Genomic DNA, 2,321 nt, shown 5'->3' on the forward strand with positions numbered 1-2,321 from the left:
TGCGGCCGCGGGGGTGGGGGGGGGCGGCCAGCCGCGGGCCCCGCCCCGTCCCGCCGGCGGTCAGCCTCGGTACACCTGCACGACCGAGGGCCGCGGGCCGTTCGGAAGGTCGCCGGGAGCGTGGGACCCGTAGTCGGGGAACAGCGAGCGCGGCGCCGCGACGGTGCCGTCCTCACCGGGATGCTGCACCGCGACGAAGACCAGGCCCTCCTGATCGTGGATCACCGGACCGCACGTCTCGGCATCCCGCGGCACGGCGAGGAACTGCTGCACGTGGCCGCGCTCGGCGCCCTCGAGGGGCACGAGGAACAGCCCGTCGTTGTAGCCGATGGTGCCCGGCTGCCCGTCCGTCGAGATCCACAGGTTGCCGGCGGAGTCGAACGCGACGTTGTCGGGGCACGAGATCGGCGACACGAGATCTTTCGGGAACCCGGCGAAGTAGGAGTTAGCGAACACCTTCGGGTCGCCGCAGAGGAGCAGGATGCTCCATCCGAAGGTCGTTCCGGCCTGCCCCGCGGTCTCGGTCATCTCGATGACGTGGCCGTAGCGGTTGCCCGTGATCGGGTTGGGCTCGTCGATCGTCGCGACGGAGCGCGCCGAGTTGTTCGTGAGCGCCAGGTAGACCTTGCCGGTTTTGGGGTTGGGCTCGACGTCCTCGGGACGATCCATCTTCGTGGCACCGACCGCGTCGGCGGCGAGCCGGGTGTAGACCAGCACCTCGTCCGTGGTGAAGCCCGGGACGGCGCTCTCGCCGTTGCGCGTGAGCGGGAGCCACTCGCCGCTGCCGTCGAAGAGCTGGTCCGCCGGCAGAGCCCCGGTGCCGGTGATCTCGCCCTTCGGCGAGTTGCCGGTGAACTTCGCGACGTAGAGGTCGCCCTCCGAGAGCAGCGTCAGGTTCTTCTTGCGCGAACCCGAGATCCTGTGCTTCGACACGAACTTGTAGAGGTAGTCGTTGCGCTCGTCATCGCCCATGTACGCCACGACGCGGCCGTCCTCGGCGACGATGACGTTCGCGCCCTCGTGCTTGAACCGTCCCATCGCGGTGTGCTTCTTCGGGGTCGACGTGGGGTCCTGGGGGTCGATCTCGACGATGTAGCCGAAGCGGTTCGGCTCGTTGACATAGCCCGCGTCGTGAGCGTTGAAACGGGGGTCGTACTTCTCCCAGCCGGTCGAGGTGGAGGTGCTCGCCGTCGACTGGTAGCGCTTCTGCGCGGGTGTCTCGGCCTTCCAGGCGAAGTAGCCGTTGAAGTTCTCCTCGCCCGAGAGGATGGTCCCCCACGGCGTCGTGCCGCCGGCGCAGTTGCCCAGCGTCCCGTGCACCCAGCGTCCCTCGGGGTCCGCGGCCGTCTTGACGAGATCCGACCCGGCCGCCGGCCCGGTCAGCTCGAAGACGGTCTCGACGGTGATGCGGCGATTGCGCTTGCCACCGACGACGTAGCTCCACGGCTCGCCGGTGCGCTTGCGGCGGATCTCCACGACCGACATGCCCTGCGCCGCCTTGTACACGTCGCCCCGGCGGCGCAGCTCGGCGGGATCCGACGTCGGCGCGAACATGATGTTGGGATTGACGTACTCGTGGTTGTTGACGAGCACGCCGGTCTTGCCGCTGGGGTCGGCCACGATGTCGAGGTAGTCGCTGTTGTAGCCGAACTGCAGGGCCTGCGCCTCGGGCGACTGCGCGGCGAAGTCGAACAGCGGCGAGTTCTTGAACAGCGGGTCGCCCCACCGGATGATCGGCTGCCACGTGTAGCCGGCCGGGACCGTGAACGCGTCGACGCTCGCCGGGACCGGAGCGATGGGCTCGAACGGGAGACCGGCGGTGCCGGGACGCGCGAACGCGGCGCCCGCACCGCCCACTCCGGACGCGGTCGCACCCGAGACCGGAGCACGCCCGCCGGCGGCGGTGAGCGCGACCGAGACCGCTGCGGCAGCGCCGAGCCCGAGCAGCGCCCGGCGCGAGAGCGCGGCTTGCGCGACCTCCTGGAACGTCTCGTTGCGCGACGTGTTGCACTCCGGGTTCGTGCACGCGTTGGCGCACTTGAGCTGGCAGGTCACCGCCGAGCGCTTTCCTCGCGCGTGCTCCGCGAACGGCAGTGACCGACGGTAGTTCTCGATGATGCTCATGTGCCCTCCCTGGCGATGCGACCGGGCCAGCCTCGCGGCCGGGCGCGACATCCGGGCGACAGGCAGGTGAACGGCCGGCGACCGCACGATGAGAAGCGCCTCACCGGACGGGGTCCGGCTCCCCTCCCCCGGGGGCCCAACACCCTCCCCACCGCCCCCCACCCCCCCCCCCCCCCCCCCGCCCCCGCGGGCGGCCC

General features: G+C 70.8%; 1 protein-coding gene. It reads right to left on the minus strand.

Annotation, left to right across the window (positions count from 1 at the left end):
• Positions 1 to 60: 60 nt before the first annotated feature.
• A complete protein-coding gene (locus ACE3O1_RS11935; protein ID WP_374315303.1) occupies positions 61 to 2,124 on the minus strand; it encodes a PhoX family phosphatase in 2,064 nt (687 codons plus the stop codon).
• Positions 2,125 to 2,321 lie beyond the last annotated feature (197 nt).

The organism is Microbacterium sp. (assembly GCF_041909575.1).
Lineage (GTDB): Bacteria > Actinomycetota > Actinomycetes > Actinomycetales > Microbacteriaceae > Microbacterium.

What these genes read in the sequence shown, in the direction of transcription:
- ACE3O1_RS11935 (WP_374315303.1), bottom strand. Translation starts at nt 2,124, where the DNA reads ATGAGCATCATCGAGAACTACCGTCGGTCACTGCCGTTCGCGGAGCAC.